This is a genomic window from Brachybacterium kimchii, assembly GCF_023373525.1.
GTDB lineage: Bacteria > Actinomycetota > Actinomycetes > Actinomycetales > Dermabacteraceae > Brachybacterium > Brachybacterium kimchii.
In genome coordinates this window covers 3,376,452-3,400,963 of sequence record NZ_CP097218.1, presented here as the reverse complement: position 1 = coordinate 3,400,963, position 24,512 = coordinate 3,376,452, and the positions used below count along the sequence as shown (strand labels likewise).

At 71.2% G+C, this 24,512-nt stretch carries 18 protein-coding genes; 10 read left to right on the top strand and 8 right to left on the bottom strand.

The window, feature by feature from the left end; genetic code table 11:
- Nucleotides 1-28: 28 nt before the first annotated feature.
- The 7 genes from M4486_RS15440 (at nucleotide 29) to M4486_RS15410 (ending at nucleotide 10,147) form a co-directional block, all read left to right on the top strand.
- A complete protein-coding gene (locus M4486_RS15440) occupies nucleotides 29-1,099 on the top strand; it encodes a LacI family DNA-binding transcriptional regulator (protein WP_249478169.1) in 1,071 nt (356 codons plus the stop codon).
- A 111-nt stretch (nucleotides 1,100-1,210) separates the two neighbouring features.
- On the top strand, nucleotides 1,211-2,425 hold the full coding sequence (locus tag M4486_RS15435) for a permease (protein WP_249478168.1): 1,215 nt from the start codon (nucleotides 1,211-1,213) through the stop codon (nucleotides 2,423-2,425).
- Between the two features lie 93 nt (nucleotides 2,426-2,518).
- Nucleotides 2,519-4,174, top strand: a complete 1,656-nt coding sequence (locus tag M4486_RS15430) for a xylulokinase (protein ID WP_249478167.1) — start codon at nucleotides 2,519-2,521, stop codon at nucleotides 4,172-4,174.
- Between the two features lie 131 nt (nucleotides 4,175-4,305).
- Nucleotides 4,306-5,064, top strand: a complete 759-nt coding sequence (locus M4486_RS15425; protein ID WP_249478166.1) for an L-ribulose-5-phosphate 4-epimerase — start codon at nucleotides 4,306-4,308, stop codon at nucleotides 5,062-5,064.
- A 195-nt stretch (nucleotides 5,065-5,259) separates the two neighbouring features.
- Nucleotides 5,260-7,176 carry a BCCT family transporter gene (locus M4486_RS15420; protein ID WP_429798304.1) on the top strand — a complete coding sequence of 639 codons (1,917 nt, stop codon included), beginning with the start codon at nucleotides 5,260-5,262 and terminating at the stop codon, nucleotides 7,174-7,176.
- A 142-nt stretch (nucleotides 7,177-7,318) separates the two neighbouring features.
- The gene (gene araA, locus M4486_RS15415) at nucleotides 7,319-8,827 is read left to right on the top strand and encodes an L-arabinose isomerase (RefSeq protein WP_249478165.1); all 1,509 of its coding nucleotides are present in this window, start codon (nucleotides 7,319-7,321) and stop codon (nucleotides 8,825-8,827) included.
- 3 nt (nucleotides 8,828-8,830) lie between these two features.
- Nucleotides 8,831-10,147 (top strand): D-arabinono-1,4-lactone oxidase, encoded by a 1,317-nt coding sequence (locus M4486_RS15410; RefSeq protein WP_249478164.1) that lies wholly within the window; start codon nucleotides 8,831-8,833, stop codon nucleotides 10,145-10,147.
- Between the two features lie 60 nt (nucleotides 10,148-10,207).
- Here M4486_RS15410 and M4486_RS15405 read toward each other — a convergent pair whose 3' ends face one another.
- Together M4486_RS15405 and M4486_RS15400 are read right to left on the bottom strand one after the other, a co-directional pair.
- The gene (locus M4486_RS15405; protein ID WP_249478163.1) at nucleotides 10,208-11,506 is read right to left on the bottom strand and encodes an MFS transporter; all 1,299 of its coding nucleotides are present in this window, start codon (nucleotides 11,504-11,506) and stop codon (nucleotides 10,208-10,210) included.
- Between the two features lie 91 nt (nucleotides 11,507-11,597).
- Nucleotides 11,598-12,599 (bottom strand): alcohol dehydrogenase catalytic domain-containing protein, encoded by a 1,002-nt coding sequence (locus tag M4486_RS15400; RefSeq protein WP_249478162.1) that lies wholly within the window; start codon nucleotides 12,597-12,599, stop codon nucleotides 11,598-11,600.
- A gap of 166 nt (nucleotides 12,600-12,765) precedes the next feature.
- On the opposite strand from M4486_RS15400, the gene M4486_RS15395 reads away from it, so the two are divergent.
- Nucleotides 12,766-13,518, top strand: coding sequence for a GntR family transcriptional regulator (locus M4486_RS15395; protein ID WP_249478161.1), 753 nt, complete (start codon nucleotides 12,766-12,768; stop codon nucleotides 13,516-13,518).
- 52 nt (nucleotides 13,519-13,570) lie between these two features.
- On the opposite strand, the gene M4486_RS15390 is transcribed toward M4486_RS15395, so the two are convergent.
- From M4486_RS15390 to M4486_RS15375, 4 genes are all read right to left on the bottom strand, one after another.
- Nucleotides 13,571-14,992, bottom strand: a complete 1,422-nt coding sequence (locus M4486_RS15390; RefSeq protein WP_283257937.1) for an FGGY family carbohydrate kinase — start codon at nucleotides 14,990-14,992, stop codon at nucleotides 13,571-13,573.
- A 40-nt stretch (nucleotides 14,993-15,032) separates the two neighbouring features.
- Nucleotides 15,033-16,475, bottom strand: a complete 1,443-nt coding sequence (locus M4486_RS15385; RefSeq protein ID WP_249478159.1) for an FGGY-family carbohydrate kinase — start codon at nucleotides 16,473-16,475, stop codon at nucleotides 15,033-15,035.
- A 111-nt stretch (nucleotides 16,476-16,586) separates the two neighbouring features.
- Nucleotides 16,587-17,426 (bottom strand): class II fructose-bisphosphate aldolase, encoded by an 840-nt coding sequence (locus tag M4486_RS15380; protein WP_249478158.1) that lies wholly within the window; start codon nucleotides 17,424-17,426, stop codon nucleotides 16,587-16,589.
- A 109-nt stretch (nucleotides 17,427-17,535) separates the two neighbouring features.
- A complete protein-coding gene (locus M4486_RS15375; RefSeq protein WP_249478157.1) occupies nucleotides 17,536-18,885 on the bottom strand; it encodes an MFS transporter in 1,350 nt (449 codons plus the stop codon).
- A gap of 276 nt (nucleotides 18,886-19,161) precedes the next feature.
- Here M4486_RS15375 and M4486_RS15370 point away from each other — a divergent pair, with 276 nt between their 5' ends.
- Nucleotides 19,162-20,307: a LacI family DNA-binding transcriptional regulator gene (locus tag M4486_RS15370; RefSeq protein ID WP_249478156.1), complete on the top strand. Its 1,146-nt coding sequence runs from the start codon at nucleotides 19,162-19,164 to the stop codon at nucleotides 20,305-20,307.
- Nucleotides 20,308-20,421: 114 nt separating this feature from the next.
- Nucleotides 20,422-22,308, top strand: coding sequence for a M48 family metallopeptidase (locus M4486_RS15365; RefSeq protein WP_249478155.1), 1,887 nt, complete (start codon nucleotides 20,422-20,424; stop codon nucleotides 22,306-22,308).
- 45 nt (nucleotides 22,309-22,353) lie between these two features.
- Here the strand turns inward: M4486_RS15365 and M4486_RS15360 are convergent, their stop codons facing one another.
- Both M4486_RS15360 and M4486_RS15355 read right to left on the bottom strand, forming a co-directional pair.
- Nucleotides 22,354-23,226: a sugar phosphate isomerase/epimerase family protein gene (locus tag M4486_RS15360; protein WP_249478154.1), complete on the bottom strand. Its 873-nt coding sequence runs from the start codon at nucleotides 23,224-23,226 to the stop codon at nucleotides 22,354-22,356.
- Nucleotides 23,223-24,512, bottom strand: a complete 1,290-nt coding sequence (locus M4486_RS15355) for a DUF993 family protein (protein WP_249481158.1) — start codon at nucleotides 24,510-24,512, stop codon at nucleotides 23,223-23,225. The genes M4486_RS15360 and M4486_RS15355 overlap by 4 nt, the downstream gene beginning before the upstream one ends.

The window sequence follows — 24,512 nt, the reverse complement described above, 5'->3', positions numbered from 1 at the left end:
CTCTCCCGCCGACATCCACGGAGCTCCCATGACGACGACCTCGCGCCGCCCCTCGATGCTCGATGTCGCGGCGCGCGCCGGGGTCTCGTACCAGACGGTCTCGCGAGTGCTCAACGAGCCGTCGATCGTGCGTCCGGAGACCCGCGACCGCGTGCTCGAGGCGATCGTGGAGCTCGGGTACGCGCGCAATCGCGCGGCCCGGGCACTGAAGACCACCCGCTCGGCACTCGTCGGCGTGCTGTCGGACGGCTCCTCGCTGTTCGGCCCCGCGGAGACCACCGCGGCGATCGAGCGGGCCGCGCGCGAGGCCGGCTACTCGACCCTTCTCGCGACCGTCGCCCCTGGTGAGCCGCACGCGCAGGTCGCCTCGGACCTCGTCGGCTCCGGGGTCGACGGGATCATCGTGGTCGCCGGGCACGACGGCATGACGCCCGTGGCCGAGGCCGCGGCCCGCACCACGCCCGTGCTCTCGGTGTCCTCCGGCCCCTTGGACGCGGCGGGCGTGGAGGTCGTCGGCGTGGACCAGGCGAGCGGCGCCCGCGCGGTCATCACGCACCTGGCCGACCAGGGCATGCGCCGGATCGTGCACGTGCCGGGCCCCGTCGACTGGTTCGACGCGCGCGCTCGGCGCCGCGGCACCGAGGAGACGCTCACGGACATCGGGGCCGACGGCGAGTGCACGGACCCCGGCGACTGGTCGGCGCGCTCGGGATACCGGATCGGCACGAAGCTCGCCGCGCGAGCGCTCCCGGACGCGATCTTTGCCGCGAACGACCTGATGGCGATCGGGATCCTGCGCGCCCTGCGCGAGCGCGGCATCGAGGTGCCCCGAGACGTCGCCCTCGTCGGCTTCGACGACATCGAGGGCGCCACCTACACCACGCCCTCGCTCACCTCCGTCGCCCAGCCCTTCGCGCAGCTCGGCCGGGCAGCGATGCACCGGCTGCTCTCGCGGCTCGAGGACGGGGCAGGCGCAGCGGACGCGCCAGGCGGGACGGACGGAGTCGACGGGACGGACGGAGCGGACAGGCCCGACGGACCCCCCACCGCGCTCGCGCCGGAGCTCGTCGTTCGGGAATCGAGCCTCCGGCCCCTCTGACGCGGAGCGGCTCGTCGTCCGATCCCTGCCCCGCGGCACGACGGTCCCGGCCGCGCGAACGGCTCGCACGAGAACCCACGCGAGCGCCGTGCAGCACTAGGCTTCGTGCCCGTGACCACGCATCCCGCCTCCCCCGCCCCGTCCTCGCCCGGTGCGCCGAGCGAGCCGTCGCCCGCGCGGGGTTCCGCCGGTCGCTACGTCGGCCCGGTCCTGCTGGTGCTCGCGATCGCGGCGCTCGGGCTGCTGTGGGCGAAGTGGTACCCGTACACGCTGAAGACGATCGGGCTCGCAGAGAGCGGCACCTGGGACGGGTCGGTGCTCTCGGACGCGGCGGTCGACGCGCCGACGTGGTGGCGCGGCGGCTGGGACTTCCTGGTCACCTACACGCTGGCGATCTGGAAGGCGCTGCTGGTCGCGCTCGTCATCTCCGCGGCGGTCCAGGCCTTCCTGGGTCCCGAGAGGCTCGCGCGGCTGATCACGGGCGGTCGGGCGCGATCCGGTGCCGGCACAGCCGCGGGATGGTCCGACGATCGGGGCGCCGCCCGGGCGGCCCTCGCGGGCCTTCCCGCGATGATGTGCACGTGCTGCACCGCCCCGGTGGTCGTCGGCCTGCGGCGCGCGGGGGTCCCGGTCCGCGCGGCGACGGCGTTCTGGCTGTCCAACCCGGTGCTGAACCCCGCTGTCATCGTGTTCCTCGCGATCATCGGTCCGTGGCAGTGGGCTGCGACGCGCGTGGTCGTCGGCATCGCGCTCGTGGCCGTCGCGGTGGTCGTCGCGGGGAGGCTCGCGGGGCGCGGGGCGCAGATCGGTTCGCCATCGGGCCCCGCAGGCGTCGGCGGTGAGCGGGTGGCGGTCGCCGCGACTCCCGTCGTCCCTTGGACGGCGGAGCCCGGGACGGCCTCGGCAGGAGGGATCGGGTCGCACTCCTCCGCCTCCGCTCCCCTGCGGTTCCTGCGCGAGCTGGGACGCCTCGCGGTGCGGCTCGTCCCCGAGTACCTCGGGATCGTGTTCGTGGTCGGCGTGCTGCTGCACCTGGGCGGATGGCGGCTGGAGGCGATCGACTGGTCCGTCGCGGCGGTGCTGGTCTTCGCCCTGATCGCCGTGCTCATGGTGATCCCGACGGCCGGCGAGATCCCGGTGCTCCTCGCCTTGGCGGCGCTCGGCGCCGACCCGTGGGCCGAGGGCGTCGCGCTGATCTGCCTGAGCGCCGTCAGCCTCCCCTCGCTCGTCATGGTGGGGCGGGCGCTGACCTGGCGGGCCTCGGCCGGGATCGCGGGCGTGGTGCTCGCGGCGGGGCTCGCGGCGGGGGCCGTGCTCGCGCTCTGAGCGGCCGTGCCGCCGTCCCCGGGGAGGCCGGATCCTCCCGTCGCGTCCGATGTGCACGTTGCCGACCCCGGGTGGGCCTGATCGAATAGGGCCATGACCCACGACGATGTGACCGCTCCCCGCCCCGATGCCGCCGACCTCATCTCCCGGGGGCGCGCGCACCTGGGGATCGAGCTGGGCTCGACCCGGATCAAGGCGGCCCTCGTCGATGACGCGGGGGCCGTGCTCGCGACCGGCTCCTTCGCCTGGGAGAACACGCTCGCCGACGACAGCTGGACCTACCCGATGGACGAGGTCTGGGAAGGTCTCGCCGCGTGCTTCGCGGACCTCGCCGACGCCGTGCGCACGCGCTTCGACGTGCCGCTCACCCGCCTGGCGTCCCTGGGCGTCTCCGCGATGATGCACGGCTACATCGCCCTGGACGCGGACGGCGAGCTGCTCGCCCCGTTCCGCACCTGGCGCAACACCTATACGTCCGACGCCGCGTCCCTGCTCTCGGAGACCTTCGGCCAGAACATCCCCCTGCGCTGGTCCGTCTCCCATCTCCTGCACGCCGTGCTCGGCGGCGAGGAGCACGTGGGGAGGATCGCCGCGATCACCACGCTCTCCGGCCTCGTCCACCGCCGCCTCACCGGGCGCTCCGTGCTGGGCGTGGGCGATGCCAGCGGGATGTTCCCGATCTCCTCCGCGAGCGACGCGCCGGACTACGACCACGAGCTCCTGGAGCGCTTCGCCGCCCTGGACGCCGTCGCCGACGTCCCCTGGGATCTCGCCGACCTGCTCCCGGAGGTGCTCGTGGCCGGGCAGGACGCCGGGACGCTCACCGAGGAGGGCGCACGGCTGCTCGATCCGTCGGGCACCCTCGAGGCGGGCGTCCTCACCGCGCCGCCCGAGGGGGACGCGGGCACGGGGATGGTCGCGACCCAGGCGATCGCCCCGCGCACGGGCAATGTGAGCGCCGGGACCAGCGCGTTCGCGATGGTCGTGCTCGAGCGTCCGCTCGCGACGCCCCGCGAGGAGATCGACATGGTCACGACGCCTTCGGGCGATCCGGTCGCGATGATCCACACGAACAACTGCACGGGCGATCTCGACCAGTGGCTCGGCGTGTTCGCGCAGTTCGCTCAGCTGCTCGGGCAGGACGTCGACACCGAGGACCTGTACGCGCGGCTCTTCGAGGCGGGCGCCGCGGGCGACGCCGACGCGGGCGGGGTGCTGTCCTTCAACTACCTCTCGGGTGAGCACCAGACGGGCGTCGCCTCCGGCCGGCCGCTGCTCGTGCGCACCCAGCAGGCGAGCTTCACGCTCGAGAACCTCATGCGCGCCCAGCTGCACGGCGCCTTCGGCGCGCTGGCCGCGGGCATGGAGGTGCTCCTCGAGGAGGAGAAGGTGGGGCTCGACGTCATGTACGCCCACGGCGGCATCTTCCGCACGAAGGGCGTCGCCCAGCAGGTCCTCGCCGACGCCCTGCGCACACCGGTCGCCCTCGGCGCATCGGCCGGCGAGGGCGGCGCCTGGGGCATGGCGCTGCTCGCCGCGCACACGGCGCAGCTCGCGGAGGGGAAGGCCGCATCGGACGGGGCGACCACCGAGGCGCTGCGCCGCTTCCTGGCCGACGAGGTCTTCGCCTCCCAGGAGGTCACGACGCTCGAGCCGACCGACGCGGGCGCGCAGGGCTACGCCGACTGGCTGCGCGGCTACCGCGCGGCGCTGCCCGTCGAGCGCCTCGCCGGGGAGTCGATCGACTGAGGCCGACGGGGCACGCCCCCCCCCTTTCGCGCCGCTCGCGCGCACTCCGCCGTGCCGCCTTGCGCGAGGCATCGGCGGACCCGTAATGTGAACGTTGCCATGATGGTGTGGTCGCACGTCGAAGGAGCCCCATGACCCTCGTCCTCACCGAGCTCCCCGAGGCCGTCCAGGAGGCGGTCGCGCGGACCCGCGAGCGCGTCGCCGCGCTGCACGCGGAGCTCCCGCGCAACGGCCTGGTCGTCTGGACCGCCGGGAACGTGTCCGAGCGCGTGCCCCGCCCGTCGGCCGGCGCGCCATCGGACGGCGCGCCGTCGACCGATCCCGCGGACGCCCCGGAGCTGTTCGTCATCAAGCCCTCCGGCGTCTCGTACGACGACCTCTCCCCCGAGTCGATGGTCGTGTGCACGCTCGACGGGGAGAAGATCGCCGACGGCACGCCCGAGTCCCTCTCCCCCTCCTCCGACACCGCCGCCCACGCCTACGTGTACCGCCACATGGACAAGGTCGGCGGGGTCGTGCACACCCACTCGACCTATGCGACCGCCTGGGCGGCGCGCGGCGAGGAGATCCCCTGCGTGCTGACGATGATGGCCGACGAGTTCGGCGGGCCGATCCCCGTGGGCCCGCTCGCCGTGATCGGCGACGACTCGATCGGACAGGGCATCGTCGAGACCCTCGGCACCTCCCGCTCGCGGGCCGTGCTCATGCGGAACCACGGCCCGTTCACGATCGGGCAGGATGCGCGCGACGCGGTGAAGGCCGCCGTCATGTGCGAGGAGGTCGCGCGCACGGTCCACATCTCCCGCCAGCTCGGCGAGCCGCTGGCGGTCCCCGAGACTCTCGTCGACTCCCTCTTCGACCGCTACCAGAACGTGTACGGGCAGCGCTGAGTGCCGCCGTCGGCGCGTTCGACGACTATGAGGTCAGTAACCCCGGTGCCGTGCGCCGCTCCACGGATCTCCGGCGCGAGCAGGAGCGATGCCTCCCCCTCCCCGTCACCGTGACGCCCGTGGGGCGGCTCGCCCCTTGAAAGAAGTCTGGGAAGCACCGACGCTGGAGGTTCGGCCGACGACGTCCGATGTCCGATGCACGACGCACCAGCCTTCGTCGAAGGGAACTGCTTGAGCTCGCCCATCCCGCCCGAAGCCGCCGACGCGGCGACCGACTCCCCCACCTCCTCGCACGACCGTCCCGCCGCCTGGCCCGAGGACCTCCCCACCACCGTCCATCTGCCCGAGCACCTGCAGATCGACGAGCGCGACAGCGACGACGAGATCACCCAGAAGCTGCGCCGACAGGGCGCGCGCATCGGCCGCGGCACCATCGCCCCCGCCGTCTTCTGGCCCTCCCTGATCGTGATCCTCGCGGTCGCCGTGGGCACCGTGATCGCCCCCGACGTCTCCAGCACCGTCTTCCAGGGCGTCCAGAACTGGATCGTGGCGACCCTGGGCTGGTACTACATGCTGATCATCGGCCTCTTCGTGGCGTTCTCGGCGATCATCGCGCTGAGCCGCTTCGGCCGGATCCGCCTGGGCCGGGACGAGGACCGACCCGAGTTCTCGACCCTCTCGTGGTTCGCGATGCTGTTCGCCGCCGGCATGGGCATCGGCCTGGTCTTCTACGGCGTCGCCGAGCCCCTGGGGTACACCACCACCAACGTGAAGCCCGGATGGGACGGCGAGGGCGTGGAGCTCTCCGGTCTGGCCATGGCGCAGACCTTCCTGCACTGGGGCCTGCACCCCTGGGCCTGCTACGCCGTGATCGGCCTGGCCCTCGCCTACGCCGTGCACCGTCGCGGCCGTCCCGTCTCGATCCGGTGGGCGCTCGAGCCGATCTTCGGCGAGCGCGTCAAGGGCTGGGTCGGCGACGTCATCGACGTCCTCGCGATCTTCGGCACCGTCTTCGGCATCGCCACCTCGCTGGGCCTGGGCGTCCAGCAGATCTCCGCCGGCATGCAGGCCATCGGCCTGATCGGCGACGTCAGCAACTGGCTGCTCGTGGCGCTGATCGTCGTGATCTCGCTGCTGGCCATGATGTCCGTGGTCAGCGGCGTCGGCGCGGGCATCAAGTGGCTCTCGAACATCAACCTCTCGCTCGCCGGCCTGCTGATGATCGTGGCGCTGCTGTTCGGGCCCACCGTCTTCCTGCTGCAGAACTTCGTCGAGTCCCTGGGCGTCTACTTCGCCAACGTCTTCCACATGACCCTCGACGTGGGCGCCTACCAGCGCTCCGAGAAGGCGCAGACCTGGTGGTCCGGCGCCACCCTGTTCTACTGGGGCTGGTGGATCGCCTGGGCGCCGTTCGTGGGCGTGTTCATCGCCCGCATCTCCCGCGGTCGCACGGTGCGCGAGTTCATCGCCGGCGTGCTGCTGGTGCCCTCCGTGGTCGGCATGGTCTGGTTCTCGATCTGGGGCGGCAGCGGCCTGTACCGCCAGTGGTTCGGCGCGGGCGACCTCGGCGACATCACGGCCGAGGAGTCGCTGTTCCGCATCCTCGAGGACCTTCCGCTCAGCGGCATCCTCTCGGTGCTGGGCATCCTGCTGGTCGCGATCTTCTTCATCACCTCCTCGGACTCCGGGTCCCTCGTGGTCGACATGCTCGCCTCGGGCGGTCACCCGAATCCGCCGATGTGGTCGCGCATCCTGTGGGCCGCCCTCTCGGGCTTCCTCGCCGCCGCGCTGCTGCTCTCGGGCGGGCTGGAGTCCCTGCAGGCGGGTTCGCTGGCCACGGCCCTGCCGTTCAGCGTGATCCTGCTGCTCATGTGCGTGGCGCTGGTCAAGGCGCTGCGCCTGGACTCGGCGGTCGTCGAGGCGCACGAGCTCAGCGCCCGCCTCGAGCGCGTGACCGAGCACGTCACCGGGTCGCTCCCGGAGAACGAGCAGCTGGGCAGCTTCGTCGACGACCGGATCGACTACCGGCTCTCGGCGACCCGCGGCGCCCTCGACAGGGGGCAGCGGGGCGGACGCTCCGCACGCCCCGGCTCGAAGCGCCGCGAGGACTGACACCTCGACATCTCGGGCCAAGAGGAGGCCGTCGCCCCGTGGGCGGCGGCCTCCTGGCTGTCCGCATCCGGGACGGGATCTCGCGCCGAACCGGCTCCCCACCCTAGGATGTGAACGTTCAACCACGACCGAAGGAGACCCCGTGGACAACCCGTTCGCCGCACGCGAGATCTGGTTCCTCACCGGCAGCCAGGGCCTGTACGGGCAGGAGACGCTCGACCAGGTCGCCGAGCAGTCCCGCGTCATCGCCGAGACCCTCGACGCCGCGAGCGACGTGCCCGTGAAGATCGTCTGGAAGCCCGTGCTCACCAGCCGCGACGCGATCCGCGAGACCGCTCTCGCGGCGAACTCCGACCCGGCGTGCGTGGGCGTCATCGCCTGGATGCACACCTTCTCCCCGGCGAAGATGTGGATCCTCGGGCTCGACGCCCTGCAGACCCCTCTGCTGCACCTGCACACGCAGGCGAACGAGAAGCTGCCCTGGTCGAGCATCGACATGGACTTCATGAACCTCAACCAGGCCGCCCACGGCGACCGCGAGTTCGGGTACATCGCCTCGCGGCTCGGCGTCGAGCGCAAGACCGTCGTCGGACACGCCTCCCATGTCGACGTCCAACAGCGCATCGGCCGCTGGGCGCGCGCGGCGACGGGCTGGGCGGAGATGCACTCGCTGCGCCTCGCCCGCTTCGGCGACAACATGCGCGACGTCGCCGTCACCGAGGGCGACAAGACCGAGGCCGAGCTGCGACTGGGCGTCTCGGTGAACACGTGGGGCGTGAACGACCTCGTCGAGGTCGTCGACGGCATCGACGAGTCCGCGATCGACGAGCTCGTCGCGGTCTACGACGCCGAGTACGACGTCGTCCCCGAGCTGCGGGAGGGCGGCGAGCGCCGCGAGTCCCTGCGCTACGGCGCGCGGCTCGAGCTGGGCCTGCGCTCCTTCCTCGAGGAGGGCGGCTTCGGCGCCTTCACCACCAACTTCGAGGACCTCGGCGGGCTGCGCCAGCTCCCCGGCCTGCCGGTGCAGCGCCTCATGGCCGACGGCTACGGCTTCGGCGCCGAGGGCGACTGGAAGACCGCGATCCTGGTGCGCGTCGCGAACGTCATGGGATACGGCCTCCCCGGCGGCGCCTCGCTCATGGAGGACTACACCTACGAGCTCACGCCCGGCGAGCAGAAGATCCTCGGCGCCCACATGCTCGAGGTCTCCCCGTCGCTGACCACCGCGCGGCCCCGCCTCGAGATCCACCCGCTGGGGATCGGCGACCGCGAGGACCCGGTGCGCCTGACGTTCACGGCCGACCCCGGGCCTGGCCTCGTGATCGCCATGAGCGACATGCGCGAGCGCTTCCGCCTGGTCGCCAACACGGTGGAGATCGTCGAACCCGACGAGCCCCTGCCGAACCTGCCCGTGGCCTGCGCGGTGTGGGAGCCCGCGCCGAGCCTGGCGACGTCGGCCGAGTGCTGGCTGACCGCCGGCGCCGCCCACCACACGGTGATGACCACGGCGACCGACCTCGAGACCTGGGAGGACCTCGCGGAGATCTCCGGGCTCGAGCTCGCCGTCATCGACGAGTCGACCACCGTGCGCTCCTTCGCGCAGGAGCTGCGCGTGAACCAGGTCTTCCACCGCCTCGCGCAGGGGTTCTGAGACATGGGGGCGAGCTCCCCGAGCCGCGGATCCACCGGCGGCGCGGAGGCCGGCGCCCGCCCGGGCCTCAGCTGGTCGGGCACGATCGACTACGGTCCGGGGCCTCTGCACCGGCCGACGTCCCTCGACGCGCTCCGCGCCCTCGTCGGCCGCTCCGAGCGGATACGGGCGCTCGGCACCCGGCACTCGTTCTCGCGGGTCGCGGCGTCCGACGCGGACCTGGTGACGCTCGAGGCGATGCCGGGCGGCATCGACGTCGACACGGAGCACCGCACCGTGCGGGTCGGGGCCGGGGTCCGGTACGGGGAGCTCGTGCCCGCCCTCTGGGAACAGGGCCTCGCGCTGCCGAGCATGGGCTCCCTGCCGCACATCTCGGTGGGCGGCGCGAGCGCGACCGGAACCCACGGGTCCGGTGACCGCCAGCGCTCGCTCGCCTCCTCGGTGCGGGCGATCGAGCTGGTCACCGCGGACGGCGACCTCGTCGGCTTCTCCCGCGAGGCCGATCCCGAGGTGTTCGACGGGATGGTGCTCGCCCTGGGCGCCCTGGGGATCGTCACCCGCCTCGAGCTCGACCTGGTGCCCGCCTTCCGGATGCGGCAGGCCGTCTACCTGGACCTGCCTCCCGAGCAGATGAGCGACGCGGGCCTTGGCGCCGTGCTCGCGAGCGCCTACAGCGTGAGCATGTTCCACCACTGGAACGGGACGGCCGCGCAGGTGTGGGTGAAGCAGGAGGCCGAGGGCGAGGGCGACGCGGTGCCGATGCCGGAGGCGTGGCACGGCGCGCGGCGCGCCCCGGGCCCCGTCCACCCGGCCCCGGACATGTCGCCCACGTTCTGCACCGACCAGAGCGGGCAGCCCGGCCCCGCGTTCGAGGTTCTCCCCCACTTCCGGATGGAGTTCACGCCCAGCAGCGGCGCCGAGATCCAGTCGGAGTACTTCGTGCCGCGCGAGCAGGTCGGGGCGGCCATCGCCGCGGTGAGCGAACTGGCGGAGCGGATCCGCCCTCTGCTGATCGTCTCGGAGATCCGCTCCACCGCGGCCGACGACCTCTGGCTGAGCCCCGCCCACGGGCGCGCGAGCGCGTGCATCCACTTCACCTGGCAGAGCAGGCCGGACGAGGTCCGTGCGGTGCTGCCCGCGGTCGAGTCGGCACTCGCGCCGTTCTCGCCGCGCCCCCACTGGGGCAAGGTCTTCACGCTCGACGCCGACGCCGTGCGCGCCCAGTACCCGCGGCTCTCGGACTTCCAGGCGCTGCGGGATCGTCTGGACCCGCGGCGGGTGTTCCGGAACGAGTACGTGGACGGGCTGCTGGGGGCGTGACATCGCACGCTCGGCGCCGAGTCGTCCGCCGAGCGTGCAACCGAGGCTGCGGAGAGCTGGTCAGTCGGTGACCGCCCGGCGCATCCTGACGGGGTCCTCCGACGACCGGAGGACCGTGCACAGGATCGCTCCGAGGACGTACATGCCGACGAAGGTCCACACCAGCAGCGTCATGTGCGCCGCTCCGCCCAGGAGGGCGACGATCACAGGGCCGATGAAGGCCGAGAGTCCCGCGGCGAGTGTGTAGACCGCGAGCGCGGACCCACGATCCTCAATCGTGACGAGGGCAGGCGTGAGCGCAGTGAGCGGCACGAAGCCGGCGAGCCCGATTCCGAACACCGCCCAGCACAGGGTGATGACCCAGAAGTTCGGCCCGGCGATCTGCGGCACGTAGAACAGCAGCAGCATCCCGAGTGCGCAGAGAACGCATCCGAACCAGGTGACCGTGCGCTGCCAGCCGAGTCTGTCCCCCACGATCCCGAACACCAGGTTCGCGCCGATGTTCGCGGTGTAGACGATCGTCACGATCTGCAGGTAGTGCCCCTGATCGAGACCGATCTGCTGCGTGAAGTAGAACGGGGCGACGACGAAGAGGGCGAAGTTCGGCGCCGTGTTGATAAGACGGACGACCGCTCCGGCAGTGACCCGGGGAGCGCGCCAGAGGATGGTCATCCCCTTGGCGAGCTCGCCCCAGCCTGCCGAATCGGGGATGGGGCCCGCATGCGTGCGGTCCCGGACACCGAGCAGAGCGATCACCGCACCGAGCGAGACGATCACGACGGCCAACCAGAACGTTCCGACCTCGCCGATGTGCGGGATCGTCCAGCTCGCCACGAGCGATCCGATCGTCGGCAGCCCCGCCCCGAAGACGAACCAGAACCATCCCACCGAGCTGCCGCGCTGGTGAGGGGGCGTCGCGACATTGATCCAGAAGAGGAAGGCGTACGCGAAGAAGGGATACCCGATACCGCGGATCGTGTACGCGAGCACCGCTGCCCAACCCAGATCCATGCCCACGCCGACGATCAGGAAGATCGCTTCGAAGACGATCCAGTTCGCGGCACCGAGGAGCATCACGCGCCGCGGGCCGAGGACTGCGGAAAGGGTCCCCGCCAGCCAAGAGCCGATGGCGACGAAGATCCCGTAGAGGCTGATCGTGACAGCAGCCGAGGACTCGCTGAATCCCTCGGCTCCCACGAGGAACGGCGAGAGGTAGTTCGATTCGATCCCGTCGCCGATCATGAACAGGAGAACGCCCAGGAATCCGAGGGCCAACGGCGCGGGGAGGCCGAGCCTGTCCAACAGGCCTGCGGCGCCGCGGGACTTCGTGTCGGGGCTGACGAGGACATCGGTGTTCATCGGCATCTCCTTGGAGACCAGGGCGGAGGGAACTGCCACCTCGGGCGGATCTCCCCGAGAAGGCGGGCGGGGCGGCACGACGACCGCAGGTTCAGAGCCGCACCTGGACCTTGATCTGGTCAGGGCTCTTCGCGGCGTCGAGGGCATGCGCGTACTCCTCGAGCGGGAAGGTCGCGGTGATGAGGGCGGAGAGCTCGGGATGCAGGTCGACCATGCGCTCCGCAGCCTGCTCGTACTTCTCGGCGAGCGAGTTCGATCCGATGATGCTCAGCTCTTTGGCGAAGACGTCGTAGGGGCGGAGCGCCACTGCCGCCTCGGGAGACGCGACCCCCATCTGGATCAATCGCCCGCGAGGGCCGAGTGCATCGACGGCCTGGCCGATCGCGATCGGGTGCCCACTGGCGTCCAGAGCGAGGTCGAACGTCTCTCGCGAGAGGTCGCTCGGAGACGACACGGCCTCCAGTGCACCGAACTCCGAGGCGGCAGCGCGGCGGACCGCGTTCGGCTCGACGACGCGAATGCCGGCGGCGCCTTCGTCGCGCGCCAGGGCGACAGCCATCAGGCCGATCGAACCGGCTCCGAAGACCACCATCTCCTGCTCGCGCCAGTCCGGGACGCGCTCCAGAGCATGCAGTACGCATGCGAAGGGCTCGATCAGCGGGGCCGCCGTCTCAGGAATGCGAGCATCCAAGCCGAAGACGATGCCCTGGGGAACCGACACGTACTCGGCGCACGAGCCGTCGACCGCGACCCCGACGGGCTCAAGTGCCGTGCAGAGATTGGTGGCGCCCCTCCCGCACCAGGTGCAGCGTCCGCACGAGACGTTCGGGTTCACGCCGACGTAGTCGCCTTCGGAGATTCCCCGCACGCCCGGCCCGACCGCCGTGACGTGGCCCGCGAACTCGTGTCCGGGGACGACGGGGAAGCGCCCGTGGGGGTAGTCGCCGGATACCAGGTGCAGGTCCGTGCCGCACACGCCTGTGCCGACGGGCGCGATCACCACACGTCCGTCCTCGGCGATCGGGACCGGGACGTCCCGAATCTCGACCCCGCCCATTCCGTCGGCGACAGCGGCTCGCATCGTCGTGCTCATCGTGAGGCTCCCAGTCTGTAGGCGTCGGTGCCTGCGCGGATCCGCCGTGGATCGGCGTCCGCGTCACTCTAGCAACTATTGTCCGGTGTGTACATACAATACGTACGGACCGGGGTGTCGGTGTGGTGCACTCTCCGCGCTACGATGCAGGCCGAGGAGGGATTTCGTGACGCCGAACATCGAGAGGACCTCGCCGGTCCCCTACTACGAGCAGCTCTACGCCATCCTCAAGGAGCGCATCCTCGAGGGCGACTACCCCGAAGGCGAGCGACTGCCGAGCGAGCTCGAACTGGCCAGGGACTTCAACCTCTCCCGGGCGACTGTCCGCCAGACCCTCTCGACGCTCGAATCGGATGGGTTCGCGCATCGCGTTCCGCGTCGCGGATTCTTCGCAGCCAAGCCCAAGCCTGCCTCCGGATGGTTCGTCCAGGACTCAGAGGGCTTCCTGGAGTCTCAGATCCGCCACGGCCGCACGGGCATCACGACCACGGTCGTCTCCTTCGACTCCGTGCCGGCTCCGGCGCACGTCGGCGAGGCACTCGGCATCGCCACCGGCGAGCAGGTGTCTGCTCTCGAACGCGTGAGGTCGCTCGAGGGCGACATGGCTCTGTTCAGCACCAACTGGTTCCCCCAGGGCGTCGGCCAGGTGATTGCGCAGGCCTCCCCCGTCCTGGATGGCACAGGATCGCTCAACACCGCCCTGCGCGAGGCCGGGCTCCTCGTCCACGATGCGCGCCGCGTCATCCACGCGCTGGGTGCGCCGGACGCGGTTGCCGAGCACCTGGGAATCCAGTCCGGACACCCACTGCTGCGCATTCGCTCGCTCTCCCGCCTGGCCGACGGCACATGCTTCGACTACTACGAGACCTGGGTGCTCACCGACACGGTCCCTCTGGAAATGAACGCGGCCGCCACCTGAAAGACGAGCAGCCGCCGATCGCTCCCCGGAGCGCACCGCTGACCACGGCGCATCACCCTTCCGCGTACCCGAGGGACTCCATGGCCGACGCATGCTGGGCAGCGGCCCCCGACCGTTCGGCGCGAGGGAGCTCACGCGCATCCACCCTCCACGACGGGAACTCACCGTCGAGCGCGCAGAGCGCCTGCATCGCGGCACCTTTGCTCACGTACTCGTCGGACTCCGGGACGAGCACCGGAACGCCCACGAGCTGAGGCAGGATCGTCTGCACCGCAGGACTCTTTGCAGCTCCGCCGATGAGTAGAAGCCGGTCGATCGCGAGGTCACACGACTCCAGGGCGTCGAGCATTGCGACCTGGGATGTGAGCGTTCCCTCGAAGACGGCCCGGGCGAAGTTCTCGCGAGTGAAGTTCGCCAGCGACGCCTGGTGGAGAGAGGCACGGGCGTGGGGAAGGTCGGGCGTCCTCTCCCCCTCGAAGAACGGCAGAAGGGTGAGTCCCTCGGCACCGGGGGGCGCGAGCAGCGCGAGGTCCGAGAGGCCTGCGAACGAGCATCCCAACAGCTGGGCGCCCGCGTGGAAGTTCCTCGCCGCGTTGAGGGTGGCCACGAGGGGCTGGTGCCCGCCTTCCGCGTCGGCGTAGTTGCACACGTACCCCGCCAGGTCGTGCACCGGAGTCGGGGAACTCGTGTAGACCACGCCGGAGGTCCCTAGCGACATGACCGCGTCCCCGGGACGGAGTCCGAGCGCCAGCGCTGCGGCCGCGTTGTCCCCGTTGCCGGCACCGACGGGAACCCCGGCGGGTATCCCCGGGATCCCGCCACCCGTCACGCCCGCTCGATCACGCGGACCCAGGATGCGGGGCAGCGCCGCCCGCCTGCCGAAGGCGTGCTCGAAGAGGTCGAGCAGGTAGATGTTCTTCTCGGGGTCCCAGTACCCGGTCCCGCAGGCGTCGGACCTGTCCGTCGTGAGCTCTTCGATCCCGCCCGTGCCCGGCCCGTACCCCCGCAGGCGCCAGGTCAACCAGTCGTGGACGATCGCGACGGCGTCCGTGCGGCGCGTCGCCGCCAGATCCGTCTCCCGCAGCCAGCGCAGCTTGGTGACGGTGTCGGACAGCGTGATCGGCAGGCCGGTCCTTCGTATCCACTCGGTCCGTCCCAGCTCGGCGTTGAGCTCCATCATCTGGGCGTGCGAGCCCGTGTCGTTCCACAGGGGGGAGTCGCACACGACCGCTCCGTCCGCAGCGAGGAAGACCGGGGTGTGCTGCTGGCCGCTGACAGAGATCGCCGAGACATCCTCCAGTCCTCCGGCTCGCTCGACCGCCGCCAGCAGAGCATCCCACCACACGTCGGGGTGGACCACGGTCTCCGGCGGGTGCAGGGCCTTGCCCTCCCGCACCTGCCGACCGGTCGCAGCGTCGCGCACGCTCACCTTGCAGCTCTGGGTCGAGGAATCGATTCCCGCGACGTACCTCATGCCAACGCCCCCGTCATCGCGTGCAACACCACGGCATCACTCATGACGGAGCACCCTGCAGGTGTCTCCACAGCGGGCCCGTGTCTTCCGCCCATGCTCCGAGCCGCGCGTGACGAGCAGAGTCCGGCCGCACCTCGAAGGGGTCGACCTCCTGCCAGGACGTCGTCTCTGCGCACGCCAGAGCCTGCGCGCCGCGAGAGACGACCTCGGGGAATCGTGAGACGGAGAGGGGCGCACCCAACAGGTCCGCCTTGATCTGGAGCCACAACGGGTTCCCGCTCGCGGGGCCGATCACCTTGACCACGCACGGGACTGCATCGAACAGGTCGAGGACGTCCGCGAACTGCCGGGCGAGTCCCAGGAAGGCGCCGAGCACGATGTCCTCAGCGGTGGTGTCGTCGCGCAGTCCGGCGATCAGGCCCCGAGCCGCTCGATCCTTCGTCGGCGGTGGGCTCCCGCGGAACCTGGGCAGGACGACGGGGACCCGTTCGAGATCGATCTCGTCGGCGATCCACCGCGTATGGAGAGTGTCGATGAGGGACGCGAGCCGCTCCCCGTCCATGTCGAGCATGTGCTGGAGCGTCGCGAAGGTGGAGCCTCCGGTGGGAATGGAGGCGAAGAGCGTTCGCTGCTTCCCTGTGCAGTCGATGCCGTTGGCCAGCTTCGCACTCCGTGCCGTCTCATCCAGGCGCGGTTCGGGCGCGAGCACCAGGAGTCCTTCGGTGGTGCCCGTCGAGTTGAGCAGCTCGCCCGGCCGCAGGTCCGCTCCCACGGCGCCCACCATGTGATCGTGCCCGGCGACGTGAACGCGCACCTTCGGGTCCAGGCCTAGCGCTGCTGCGGCTCCCTCCCGGATGGACGCGCCCTCGGAAGCGGCACGGAGAGGGGGGAAGGCCTCGGGCGAGATCCCGAACATTCCGCAGACCTCTGCTGACCAGGTGCCGCTACGCACGTCCAGCGCCATCGTCCGGCTCGCGAGCGACGGTTCCGACCAGCGGTCCTCGCTCAACCTTGCTGCAAGATACTCGGCCACGTTCAGCCAGACGGTGTCATCGGTGCCCAGGGCCCGCTCGAGCGCCCACGCGGTCTTCGAGATCCCGTAGTTGCCGTTCACGGGAAGTCCGGTGACCCGGAATATTCGCTCGTGGTCCTCAGCAGTCAACGAGGCGAGGCTGCCGGCGCCGCGGTGGTCGTGCCAGAGGATCATGGGTGAGGCCAGGGAACCGTCGGCGCGCACCAGCCCGCCGGACTCCCCGACGCCCGCGATCGCGATCCGACGGACCTCCCTGCGCGTGTCAGGAGCGAGTCCGCGTACGAAGTCCTCGACGAGGGCCTCGAGAGCCGGGACGTCGTAGACCTCGCCGTCGGCATCGCTGACCGTGGGTGTCGCACGGCGTGCGGATGCGGCCAACGAGGCGTCGGCCTCGAACAGGCACAGCTTGACACTGGTGGTGCCTATGTCGACGGTGATCGTGGACTGCACGTCTCGGTCTCCTCGTCCGTATCGGATGTCTCAGTCTGGTTCAGCGCTCCGGGCGGCACACGACTCGAGCGGGATCACTTCGTGGCGCTGCCGGTCGCGCCCGCACGCCGCTCAGAGCGCCGACGGGTTGAACGTGCGGATCCGGTGCTCGACGACGTCGGCGATGTTCTCCACGGCAGTGCGGGAGACCCGGATCAGGGAGTGTTCGTGGGGATCGGCCGCGTACGCCTCGCCGAAGGTTCGGATCATGGCATTGCGCAGCTCACTGGCGATGTTCACCTTCACCACGCCGTACTCGTGGAGGCGCCCGAACTGCTCCTCCGGGAGGCCGGATCCGCCATGGATCACGAGCGGGACGGGGCTCGCCTCGCGTACTCGCCCGAGCAGTTCGAAGTCGATCCGAGCATCGGGCGCGTATCCGTGGACGTTGCCCACGGAGACGGCGAGCATGTCACAGCTCGTGGCCCTGACGAACTCGGACACCTGATCAGGATCGGTCCCCTGCGCGTGCTCAGGACCGACCTCGTCCTCCTTGCCGCCGATGCTTCCGAGCTCCGCTTCGAGCGAGACGGACTCGCCGCACATCTCCCGCGCCTTCGCAGACGTCGTCACGTTCTCCTCGTAAGGGGTCTCTGACGCGTCGATCATGATCGAGGTGAAGCGTGCCTCGAGCGCTCCCTCGACGGCTTCGAGGTTCTTGCCGTGATCCAGGTGCAGCGCCACCGGGACACTGCATTCCGCCAGTCGACGGGCCACCATGTCGTAGATGTACTCGTAACCGGAGAGCACGACGTTGGTGGGCGCCACCTGGATGAACGTCGGCACTCCCGTTCGCTCGATCGCTTCCGCGATCCCCATCGTGGTTTCGATGTTGGTGGTGTTGAAGGCGCCGGCGACGAGCCCCCTCGAAGTGCATTCGGCGATGACGTCATGTCCGCTGACCAGGGGCATTACTGTTCCTCACGTTTTCGGGTGTCTGGAATCTGATGGTGGATGCACCGCGCTGAACTCTCACGGCGGAGGTGCTGACCAGTGCTGGACCGACCGTGCGAGACGTCCGTCAGGACGGCCGCTGATCCTGGCCTGCGGCCTCATCGAGGGTCCCGCCCTCGGCGACGATCTGGCGGGCCTCCGGCGGCACCTTGAGCAGGTGCACCGAGAGCCCGGCGAGCACGTAGAGCGCCGCGAAGATGATGGTCACGCCCGCAGCGCCCAATGACGACAGGAAGACAGCGACGATCAGTGGGCCGACGAAGGTCGCGGCCCCGGCGCCAAGATTCAGTACGGCGATCGAGTTGCCCTTCTGCCCCGGAGCCATGAGCGACATCAGCACGGAGATCGGAGTGAACCCCGCCAGCGAGACGCCGAACAGCGCGGCGCAGACCACGGAGACCCAGTAGTGAGCACCGGCCTGCTGGGGCAGGTAGTAGAACAGCAGGACTGCGATCGCGCAGCCGACGCACCCGAACCACCTCAGCGTGCGGTGCCAACCGAGGCGGTCACTGAGGATCCCGAAGAACAGGTTCGCGAAGATGTTCGCGGCCCCCAGAACGAACACGAGGCGCAGCCAGCCGGCGGTGCCGAATCCGAGCTCGTCGGCGAACACGGTCGGGAAGAAGACGAAAAGACCGAACTGGGGCGCGGTATTCACCACCCGCACCAGGCAACCGAGTCCCACGCGGGGGTTCGTGAAGGCGATCGCCACGCTGTTGAGAAGGCTCCGACCCGTGGTGACGTCCGGAGCCGCCTGTCGACCACCTCCCTGTGCGCCGCGGAGTCCGAGCAGAGCGATCACACCGCCCAGCACGACCAATCCCAGAGCGATCCACAGCGTCCGGTATTCGCCGATCACAGGCTCAGTGCCGCTCGCGACGAGGGAGCCCAAGGTGGGCAGCCCTCCGGTGAACGCGAAGTAGAACCATCCGACGGCAGAGCCCAGGCGGTGTGCGGGGCTCGCTCCCAGCACCCAGACCAGGAACCCGTAGGCGAACAACGGGTAGGCGATGCCACGCAGCCCGTACACCGCGAACATCAGTGGGAAGCTCGCCGCAGGCAGGGCGATGCCCAGGAAGAGCACCTGGAGAACGGCCCAGATCACGAGCCCCAGCACCATCACTCGGCGGGGCCCCCACACGTCCGAGAGTGCCCCCGCCAGCCAGGACCCGAGGGTCACCATGAGGCCGTAGAAGGAAATGATGATGGCCGCGTTCGTGGCTGATCCTGCGCCGTGGGCCGCGAGGTAGGGCGAGATGTATCCCGACTCGACGCCGTCGCCGATCATGAACAGGAGCAGGCCCACGAACCCCCAGACCAGGGGGCGAGGCAGCCCGATGCGCTCGATGATGCCGGTGGGTGTCTCCGGCCCTGCGGTTCTCGGTGTCGTCATCGACATGGCGTCTTCCTCAGTCATCAGCTCGGGATCGCATCTATGGGCGCTACAGATCGTACTGTACGTACAGACGGTACCAGACGGGGAGGCCCTGCTCCCCGTTGCCGCGTGCGCGCGACCCTCACCACGACGCGGCCCCACGGTGGCGATGGCCTCCCGAAGCGAGTTCAGCGTGCTCGCTGATCGACCCTCCGCACGCGCACGTATCCTTCAGTGCAATCCCTTCGGCACGGGGCGCAGTCCCCGTCCCGGGCCGCCGTCCCGCGGCGGCCCCGCACCCGACCCGCAGGAGACCGCATGCCCGCCGTCCGGCTCACCGACGTCGCGCGAGACGCCGGCGTCTCGCTCGCCACCGCCTCGAGGGTCCTCAACGGCTCGGACAGGGTGCCCGGCAAGGACGTCGCCGAGCGCGTGCAGCGCTCGGCGGCGAAGCTCGGGTACGTGACGAACGCGCAGGCCCAGGCGCTCGCCCGCTCCCGCTCCGGTCTCATCGGCCTCGTCGTCCACGACATCTCCGACCCGTACTTCGGGGAGATCGCCCGGCAGATCCAGATCCGGGTCTTCGCCTCGGGCACGCAGGTGCTGCTCACCCAGACCGACCGCGACGCGGAGACCGAGTCGCGCGCGATCCGGGCATTGATCGCCCAGCGCGTGGACGCCCTGGTGATCGTCGGCTCCTCCTCCTACGGCGCCAGCTCCGACGAGAGCCTGACGGCGATGCTCGAGGGATTCGCCCGCAACGGCGGCCTGGTGGTCGGAATCGGCCAGTCGCCGGGCGTGGGCCGCACGATCGACGTCGGGGACGCCGACGGTGCCCGGGCCCTCGCGACCGCGCTGGTCGTGGAGGGGCATCGGCGCTTCGCCGTCGTCGGCGCGCACGGCCCCGTGCCCGCGGCCGCCCACCGCACCGGCGGCTTCCTCGCGGGCCTCGCGGAGGCGGGCCTCGAAGCGGAGCTGAGCGTCGAGGCGACCCTCGACCGCCAGGGCGGGCACGAGCTCGCCCGACGCGTCGCCGAGCATCTGCGCGGGAGCGCCGGGGACGCGGGCGCCGGAGCGCACGCCGACACGGACGCCGGGGCAGGTGTCGGTACTGGCACCGGGACAGATGGCTCCGGCGACGTTCTCGACGGCGAGCCGTCGGCGGCTCCGCTGTGCGTGTTCGCCCCGGCGGACGTCATGGCGCTCGGGGCCGTCGGCGAGCTGCGCCGCCAGGGACTGCGGGTCCCCCAGGACGTGGCCGTCGCCGGGTTCGGCGGGGTCCCCGCCGGCGTGGACGCGAGCCCCACCCTGAGCACCCTCGCCCTCCCCCTCGAGCAGATCGCCGACACCGCCGTGGCCTGGGTGCTCGGGGAGGCCGGCGAGGATTCGGGGGCGGCTCAGGCCGTCTGGACGGCACCCGGGGAGATCGCCCTGCGGGAGAGCACGGCGACCGCGTCTCGCTAGGTCACGGCGGATGGCCTCCGCGCGGGCGTGCACGACGCACGGAATCCGGAAAGCCGTCCCGCGTCCGCCCCTGCAGGCCTACCCTGACTCCGCACCTCAGGAGGCCCCGTACCCATGTCCTATCTCCGCGCACTCCCCGCGCTGCTCATGCTGATCCTCTATCCGGTCCTCGTGATCGCGCTGGTGGTGATCGTGGTGGCCCTGCTCGTGCTCCTGATCATCGAGCTCCAGTCCGGCCGCGCGATCGTCTTCGCCGTGATCATCCTGCTCGGCCTCCTCGGGGGCATCGGCTACGCGATCAAGGAGCTGGTGACCCGCCCGAAGCCGAGCATCGAGGGCCCCTCGCTGGATCGCGCGCAGGCCCCTGCCCTGTGGGCCCAGGTCGACGAGCTCGCCGCCGCCGTCGGCACCCCCACCGTCGACAGGATCCACGTGCTCCCGGAGGCCAACGCCGCGGTGACCCGGATCGGCGGCGAGCGGATCATGCTGATCGGGCTGCCCGTGCTGGGTGCGATGAGCGTGGGCCAGCTGCGCTCGATCCTCGCGCACGAGCTGGGGCACTACGCGGGAGGCCGGTATGCGCTGGGATCCTTCCTGCTGCGTGCCCAGGACGCCCTGATCACCATCGCGCGCAACTCCTCGGGCCTGTGGGGTCTGCTGTTCCGCGGCTACGCGCGCCTGTACATCTGGGCGGCGCAGCTGAGCTCGAGGGAGATGGAGCGGGCGGCCGACGGCTTCTCGCTGCGGCTGGCGGGGTCCGACGCCATGGCCTCCGCCTTCGAGCGCCTCGTCGAGACCGAACTCGCCTGGGGCGCCTACTGGAAGAACTTCGTCGGCCCGTCCTTCGCCGTCACCGGGGCCCGTGCCCCGCTGGTCGAGGGGCTGCAGCAGATGCTCGTCGAGGAGCACGAGACGATCGCGCCGATCGCACAGCAGGTCATCGCCGAGCAGAAGCCGAGCTGGCAGGACAGCCACCCGCTGCTGCGCGAGCGGATCCAGCGTGCGCGCACGCACCCGTCGCCCCCGGCGCAGCACGGGGACGCACCCGCCCTCAGCCTGCTGCCCCGGGACATCGACCCGATCGAGCGGACCGTGCTCTCCGACCCCGACCGCGACCTGTGGTCCTGGGACCGGATGTTCCAGCGCACGCAGGCGGCCCGCGAGAACCGGAGCGCCGCCGACCTCGCCCATGACCTGGTCGCGGCGGGCGTCGTCCCCGCCCCGACCCCACGGGCGATCCTCGAGACGCAGATGCAGGTGCCGGTCGGCGCCCGCATGCTCGCCGTGCCGCAGCAGCGCACCTTCGACCCCGAGACGATCCGGCCCGAGCAGATCCAGCAGCTGCTGTGCTCCACGATCTTCCGGGATCGGATGCTCGCCGCGGGCGCCATGCACATGCAGGTCGACTTCGGATCCGACGCGACCTTCACGGACCGGAGCGGGGTCGTCGACGTCCCCCAGCTCATCGGCGACGGCGGACCGGAGGCCACGCGCCGCGTCCTCGCCGAGCTCGAGCGCCGCGGCGCCGCCCTCGACACCCCGTACGAGGTGCCGACGTCGGCGGAGGCCGAAGCGATCCCCGAGGACACCCTGCTGGCTGCTCTCACCAACGGCTCCGGCACGGGCCTGATGCCGCGTGACCTGTGGGTCCTCTCCCAGGGCCTGCTCATCGTGCGCAGCCGCATCAACGGCTTCGCGATGCTCGCGGGCGGCAGCCGCGAGGACCGCCAGGCCGAGCGCGTCACCCGGCGCCTCGAGCAGAAGGGCCTGCAGGCCCTGCGCGCGGAGAAGGGCTCGATCTGGATCCCGGCCAAGAGCATCGAGGAGGTCAACGTGCGCGGCGGCGGTGTGCGGATACGCGTGTCCGGGCGCGACAAGGAGCTGAAGGTCAAGCCCGCCCAGTACTCCGCCACGCTCGGCGACATCGGCGAGGCGCTGCAGCGCGTGTGCCCCGGCAGGCTGACCACCGGACGCGGTCGCACACCCCTCGGCGGTGCCTGACCCGGGCCAGGCACCCGGGTCAGGCACCGTGGTCGGGCACTCGCGTCAGGCGCTGGGCAGGACCAGCTGCTCGAAGCGCTCGCGGATGGTGCGCACGGCATCGGCGACGGGGGTCGCCCAGACGTCCTCGTGGAAGATCTCGACCTCGATCGGCCCGGTGTATCCGGTCTCCGCGATCATGCGGGTGATCGCGGGGAAGTCGATGAAGCCGTCGCCCATGTACCCGCGGGAGTTCAGGGTCTCGGCGGCCAGCGGCAGGATCCAGTCGCACACCTGGTAGCCCAGCAGGCGTCCGCTCGCGCCCGCGCGGGCGATCGACGCCGCGAGGTCCGGGTCCCACCACACGTGGTAGGTGTCCACGATCGCGCCGACGGCGTCGCTGCCCACCTGCTCGGCGATGTCGAGGGCCTGGGCGGTGGTGGAGACGACGCCGCGGTCGGCCGTGAAGATCGGGTGCATGGGCTCGATCGCGAGGCGCACCCCGGCCTGCTCGGCGTGCGGGGCGAGCTGCGCGATGTTCTCCGCGACCCGGTCCCGGGCGGCCGCGAGGTCCTTGTCCTCATGGCTCAGACCGCCGACGACCAGCACCAGCACGTCGGTGCCGAGCCCCACCGCCTCGTCGATCGCGCGACGGTTGTCCTCGAGCGCTGCGCGGCGGTCGGCAGGGTCGGCGGCCGTGAAGAATCCGCCGCGGCACAGGCTCGTGACCTGCAGCCCGGCGTCGTCGACCCGGTGCCGCAGCTCGGCCAGCCCCGTGGTCTCGACGTCCTGGCGCCACAGGCCGATCCCGCCGACGCCGCCGCCGACGCATGCCGCGAGCACCTCGTCGACGGGGGTGGTGCGCACGCTCCAGCGGTTGAGGGACAGGCGCGGGACGGGGGCGGGGCGAGATGCGGGTGCGGGGCGCGGGACGTTCATGCGAGGACCTCCTGGGGGTCGACGCCGTGCAGGCGGAGCATCGCGTGCCAGCGCTCGGCGGCCAGGGCCGGGTCCTCGAGGTTCCCGGTGGAGGCGGCGAGCTCGACGATGCGCGAGAGGTGCGGGAGGCTGCGCGCGCTGTGCAGCCCGCCGACCATCTGGAAGGCGCGCTGGTGGCCGTTGAGCCAGGACAGGAACGCGACGCCCGCCTTGTAGTGGTAGGTGGGGGCGGCGAAGACCTGCCGGGCCAGACGCTCGGCGTCGTCGAGGATCGCGCGTGCACGGGCGGCGTCGCCCGCGTCCAGCGCCTGGATCGCCGCCGATGCGGCCGGGGCGGTCGCGGCGAAGGCGCCGAGCAGAGCGTGGGAGAAGCCCCCGTCGGCCGAGGTGCTCCGCTCCTCTGCACCGCCCTGGTCCTCGTCCCCCACGATGAGGTGGGAGAAGTGGAAGTCGTCGCCGGTGAGCATGAGGACGCCCTCGGGCAGGCGCTCGCGCACCGCGACCTCGGCGGCGTCGTCCAGCAGGCTCATCTTCACGCCGCGGATCCGCGAGGGGTCGGCGGCGATGATGCGCAGCAGGGAGTCGGCGGCCTCGGCGGTGTCGGAGGAGCCGAAGTAGCCCGCGAGCTGCGGGTCGAAGGCGGTGCCGAGCCAGTGCAGCACCACGGGACGGCGGGCGCGCTCGAGGATCCGGGCGTAGACCTCCTCGAAGTCGGCGGCCGATCGCGCGGCGCGTGCCAGGTGTCGGCTCGCCATCAGCACGGCACCGGCGCCGGTCTCCTCGGTCGCCGCGAGCTGCTCGCGGTAGGCGTCCACGATCTCGTCGAGCGAGAGCTCCGCCTCCTCCCGGTGGTCGGTCGAGACACCGGCGACGATGAGGTCGCTGACCTGCGCGTCCGGACCGAACAGCGGGGCGATCGCGGGGTCGGCGAGCGCCTCGCGGGCGGCGTCGGCGGTGCGGGTGATGAGCTCCCGGGTCGCCGCGGGATCCAGTCCCATGTTCCGCTGCGCGGTGTCCATGGCGTCGGCGACGCCGAGGCCCCAGGACCAGATCGTGCGGCGGAAGCCGAGGGTCGCCTCCCAGTCGATCGCCGCCGGGGCACCGGGGGTGTTGTCGGCGTGGGCGAGCGGGACCACGTGCGAGGCCGCATAGACCACGCGCGAGCGCAGCGGGGAGGTGGGACGGGTGAAAGCGGCCGACGGGGGCAGCGGCGCCGTCCTGAGTCGGCCGTCCTCGTCGAGGAGGGCGAGGCGCCGCGCGGGCCGCTCCGGGTTCTTCTCCACCAT

Bases quoted from the DNA above. Each gene is read 5' to 3' on its own strand.
- M4486_RS15405 (WP_249478163.1), bottom strand. From the start codon at position 11,506: ATGAACACCGATGTCCTCGTCAGCCCCGACACGAAGTCCCGCGGCGCC.
- M4486_RS15400 (WP_249478162.1), bottom strand. From the start codon at position 12,599: ATGAGCACGACGATGCGAGCCGCTGTCGCCGACGGAATGGGCGGGGTC.
- M4486_RS15390 (WP_283257937.1), bottom strand. From the start codon at position 14,992: ATGAGGTACGTCGCGGGAATCGATTCCTCGACCCAGAGCTGCAAGGTG.
- M4486_RS15430 (WP_249478167.1), top strand. From the start codon at position 2,519: ATGACCCACGACGATGTGACCGCTCCCCGCCCCGATGCCGCCGACCTC.
- M4486_RS15360 (WP_249478154.1), bottom strand. From the start codon at position 23,226: ATGAACGTCCCGCGCCCCGCACCCGCATCTCGCCCCGCCCCCGTCCCG.
- M4486_RS15440 (WP_249478169.1), top strand. From the start codon at position 29: ATGACGACGACCTCGCGCCGCCCCTCGATGCTCGATGTCGCGGCGCGC.
- M4486_RS15425 (WP_249478166.1), top strand. From the start codon at position 4,306: ATGACCCTCGTCCTCACCGAGCTCCCCGAGGCCGTCCAGGAGGCGGTC.
- M4486_RS15380 (WP_249478158.1), bottom strand. From the start codon at position 17,426: ATGCCCCTGGTCAGCGGACATGACGTCATCGCCGAATGCACTTCGAGG.
- M4486_RS15370 (WP_249478156.1), top strand. From the start codon at position 19,162: ATGCCCGCCGTCCGGCTCACCGACGTCGCGCGAGACGCCGGCGTCTCG.
- M4486_RS15410 (WP_249478164.1), top strand. From the start codon at position 8,831: ATGGGGGCGAGCTCCCCGAGCCGCGGATCCACCGGCGGCGCGGAGGCC.
- M4486_RS15375 (WP_249478157.1), bottom strand. From the start codon at position 18,885: ATGACTGAGGAAGACGCCATGTCGATGACGACACCGAGAACCGCAGGG.
- M4486_RS15355 (WP_249481158.1), bottom strand. From the start codon at position 24,512: ATGGTGGAGAAGAACCCGGAGCGGCCCGCGCGGCGCCTCGCCCTCCTC.
- M4486_RS15365 (WP_249478155.1), top strand. From the start codon at position 20,422: ATGTCCTATCTCCGCGCACTCCCCGCGCTGCTCATGCTGATCCTCTAT.
- M4486_RS15420 (WP_429798304.1), top strand. From the start codon at position 5,260: ATGCACGACGCACCAGCCTTCGTCGAAGGGAACTGCTTGAGCTCGCCC.